This is a genomic window from Nocardiopsis coralliicola (assembly GCF_054779695.1).
Map to the genome: position 1 here is coordinate 1 of NZ_BAAGXT010000091.1, position 4,115 is coordinate 4,115.

The following is a 4,115-nucleotide window of genomic DNA, read 5'->3' on the forward strand; positions in this document are numbered from 1 at the left end:
CGTGCGGGCGGCCCGCGTGTTCGCGGCCGCGGCCGGCGAACTGGGCGACGGCGGCCACCTGCGTCCGCTGCCGTGGGCGCTGGCGTCGCTGGCGCTACTCGGCGCGGGCCGGCCGCCGCTGGTGGCCGATCGCGGGATCGGCCCCCGGCTGGCCGCCGGCAGTGCCGCGGCGATCGCCGGGGGCGCCGGGGCCGCTGCGGATGCCGAGGCGCTCACCCGCGTCTTCGTCGACCTCCAGCTCACGCAGTTGCGCGAGCGGCTCACCGGGGCGGCTGCCGCGCCGGCGTCGGCTTCGGCACCGCTCGCCGCATCGGTGCACCGGTCGCTCGCCGCGCATCTGGACCGGAGGTGCGGACCGGTGCGGCTGATGCTGCGCGAACTGGATCCGGACGCAAGCGTGGAGGTGGACACCGGGGACCGCGCCGGCGGGCCGGATGCGGTGCGCTGCGACCGGGCGGCGGCCCGCGTCCTGGTGCGCCCCGGGCCGGCGTCGCCATGGGTGCGGTTGCGGATGCGCGCCAACGGCACCGAGGCCGACCTGCTGGCCGCGGTACGCGATGTCGGCGATCCGCCCACCGGCGCCCTCGCCGTGGTGGCCGACGCGGAGTTCTCCGGTGCCGCCGGTACGGACGGGGCTTCCGGGGCTGCCGGGGCAGGCGCCGCCCAGGAGGCCGCGTCCGACACCAGCGCGGGGGCCACCGACTGCGTCACCCTGGTCCCCGGCGACTCGGCCGGCGGGCGGCGGCCGGACGTCGAGGCGTTCCTCGACGACGCCCTCTCCCGCGCCGTCGACCGCCTCACCCGCACGGCCGCCTCCGACCGCGCCTAGGGCGTGGTGGGTGGACCACTGCCCTGCTGCGCGGCGCCCTGGCACGCCCCTCGCGGCGTTCTCCTCAATCGAGGAGGAAAACCCCGCCCTGACTCCCTCGTCGGCCGTGCGACGGGTGCACCGCCGACACCGCGCGGTGAACGCCACACCACACACGCCCTCGCGCGTTCTCGCTGCGCCTGCGCGACGGTGCCCGGTCTGGGGCGTGTTCGGTGGACCGCTTCCCTGCTGCGCACGGCCCCGGCACCCCCCTCGCGGCGTTCTCCTCCACCGCGCCCTCTACCGGGGCGCCAGGCCGATCCCCATCGCCGCCGCCGATGGCGCGGTCTGCGCCTCCTCCCCGGCCAGTCAAGGAGCAGGACGAGCGCAGAAAGACCCTGTACCCGCCCCACACCCCAGCAGGCCGCACCGGGGGCGTGGCCCTCATCCCGTCCAGGCTGAGCCGGCGCACCACAGCGGTCATCTCGACACTGAAGAACCAGCTCGGCGCGGAACACCACAGCGCCCCGACCTCCGTAGGACTGCGGGCGCGGACCTGTCGGCGCACCTGCGCGCCCAGCGCCGCCATCCGGCCCAACAGGAAGACCGGCGCCCCGGCCAAGCGACCACTGGCCGCCCGCCGTCACGGACCAGGACACGCAACCCCCACCAACGATCCGGGTCCTGCTCTTCTGCTCGGGTGGGGTCGCAGCCGGATCGGGATCGCGGCGGCCGGCACTGTTCCGTCGGAGACCGCGGCCCGGTTGTCGCGGCGGTCGGCGGCCGCACTGGTGGGGGCGGGGTGCTGGAGCGCGCACCGGCGATCGGGGGGACCTTGCCGGCCAGCCCGCCCCGGGAGCGGCCGAGTGCTTCGGCGGCGTCCGGTCCGTCCCGGCCGAAGCCTCCCTTTCCGCCGCGCCCGCGGTGTGGGAGCGGGCGCGCACGGCGGCGGAGCTGATTCCGGCGCAGGCCCTTCGCCGGTGGCGCCGATGCGCTGCCGGGTCAGGCCGCTGGAGCGGCAGGAGTAGCCGCGGCCGCGCCGTGGCCCGGCGGTCAGCTGACGGCGATGAGGACCAGCAGCAGGAGCAGGATGACGATGGTGACCAGGACAGCGGGGATGACCCAGCCCTGCGAGAGCAGGGGGTCGTCGCGCTGCCCCTCCGGGGCCGGCGGCTGGGTGTAGCCGGCGCCCATCGTGGGCGGGCCCATGGCGCCGTGGCCCATGGTGGGCGGGCCCATCATCGGCGGGGGCGTCTGCGGTCCGGGCGGCGGGGTCTGCGGCCCCGACATGGGGCCGAAGCCGGCCTGCGGGCCGCTCATCGGGCCGCCCTGCGGATAGGGCGGAGGCTGCGGGCCGGAGAACGGTGCCTGCGGACCCGACGGAGCGGGCGGACCCGGCGCGCGCAGGGGGGCGCCCGGGAACGGGGTCTGCGGTCCGCTCGGCGTAGTGGTGGGCGCGAACGCCCCGCCCTGGATCACCCCGGTCTCGGCAGCCTTCTCGCCCTCGCGGACGACCTCGTCGGTACTGGCGCCCTCGGCCGGCTCGTGGCCGAGCAGCCGCATCAGCAGCTCCTTCGCCGACGGCCGCCGGCCGGGGTCCTTGTCCAGGCAGTCCCGCACGATCGGCAGGATCTCCTCCGGCACCCCCTCCAGCGACGGCGGCGCGCTGATCACCCGGTGCACGACGGCGTGCACGCTGTCGGCACCGAACGGCGCGTTGCCGGTGGAGGCGAACGCCATGACGCAGCCCCACGCGAAGACGTCGACCTTGTCGGTGATGCCCGCGCCCTCGATCTGTTCGGGCGCCATGTAGGACGGCGTTCCGACGATGGAGTTGGTGACGGTGGCGGTGCCGTCGTCGACCCGGGCGATACCGAAGTCGATCACCCGCGGCCCGTCCGAGCCGAGCAGCACGTTGCCGGGTTTGAAGTCGCGGTGGATGATGCCGGCCCGGTGGATCGCGACCAGCGCGGTCGCGGTGTTGACGGCGAGCCGCTGCAGCGAAGCGCCGCGGCGCGGGCCGCGGCGGGCCACGGCCGCCTGCAGCGACGGGCCGTCGACGAACTCGCTGACCACATAGGGCGGCTCGTTGCCGAGGTGCGCGGCGTGGATCGCCGCGGTGCAGAACGACGCGACCTTCTGCGCCGCCCGCACCTCCTTCTCAAAGCGCTTGCGGAGTTCGGCGTCGTCGGACCACTGGTCGTTGAGGACCTTGATCGCGACTTCGTTTCCGTCATCGTCGCGGCCGAGGTAGACCACGCCCTGGCCGCCCTTGCCGAGGCGTCCCACCACGCTGTACTCGCCGAACGAGGCGGGGTCGCTCGGCAGAAGCGATTCGGGACCGGGCATGGAACTCCTCCAGGGGGGTGTGACGGCGCTATCCCGCATAGGCCGCAGTCAGATACACACTGGCGTAATCGGTCATTGCGATCAAACCGGCGGCGCGCTCAAGGGGATGGCCGGATTGGGCGGAACGGGTGCTCACCGCTGTGCCGGACGCCTCGGCGGCGCTGTGCGCCGCCGCGAGGGCCCGCTCGGCCCACTCCGGTTCCGCGCCGGGATCGCGGAACGATACCAGCCGCAGCGGCGGCGCTGCTGCAGCGTCCTCGTAGGGGTCGTGGAAGACCGACCCGGGCCCGGGACCGCTGCCGGTGTCCGGGCCGAACGGGCCGGCGAGCAGCGCGGGCAGGGTCGCGGCGGAGCGGTCCAGGCCGAGCCGCAGCACCGGGTAGCCGGAGGCTCCGGCGGCGAACCGGTCAGCGGCGACGCCGGCGGGGCCGGGGGCGGCCAGCACCGCCGGCAGGCTGCCGGCCAGTTCCAGCGCGAGGGATTTAGCGGGGTTCTCCCAGGACGGCACGGCCGGTCCGCAGTCCACTGCGACCGCTTCCAGGCGTGCCGCGGCCGCCTCGAACACGTCGTCGCCGGGCGCCTTCAGCCCGGCTGAGCCGACCGCGGTGAACAGCGCCGCGGCCGCCGACCACAGGCCTCCGGGTACCGCCGCGAACGGGGCGCGCCCCTGTTCGGCGACGGCCTGCAGCGGCCCGCCGGGCCGCCCGGCGGCAACCAGGGTGCAGCGGCGGCGGACGGCGTCGGCGGCGCAGTCGGCGGCGGTGCCGGCCTCCCGTTCGCCGGATACGGCGATCACCAGGTCGTCGGCGCCGATCCAGCCGGGGAGCCGGCGGCCGTCCGGAACCGCGAGGGCGAACGGGGTGCCGAGCACCGCGGCGCGCAGCGCGGCGGCTGCCGCGGCGGGTCCGTCGCCGACGGCCGCAACCGCGCGCGGCCGGGGCAGCCCGCCGGCGGCGGC

Annotated in this window: 3 protein-coding genes; 1 reads left to right on the forward strand and 2 read right to left on the reverse strand. The window is 76.3% G+C overall.

Translation table 11 applies throughout. The features are described from left to right. The coding region (locus ACYVGT_RS28000; protein ID WP_460863838.1) for a hypothetical protein at positions 1–829 on the forward strand (829 nt) is incomplete at its 5' end. A 1,032-nt stretch (positions 830–1,861) separates the two neighbouring features. On the opposite strand, the gene ACYVGT_RS28005 is transcribed toward ACYVGT_RS28000, so the two are convergent. Together ACYVGT_RS28005 and ACYVGT_RS28010 are read right to left on the reverse strand one after the other, a co-directional pair. Next, the gene (locus ACYVGT_RS28005) at positions 1,862–3,157 is read right to left on the reverse strand and encodes a serine/threonine-protein kinase (RefSeq protein ID WP_460863842.1); all 1,296 of its coding nucleotides are present in this window, start codon (positions 3,155–3,157) and stop codon (positions 1,862–1,864) included. A gap of 28 nt (positions 3,158–3,185) precedes the next feature. Continuing rightward, the coding region (locus ACYVGT_RS28010) for an SIS domain-containing protein (protein WP_460863845.1) at positions 3,186–4,115 on the reverse strand (930 nt) is incomplete at its 5' end.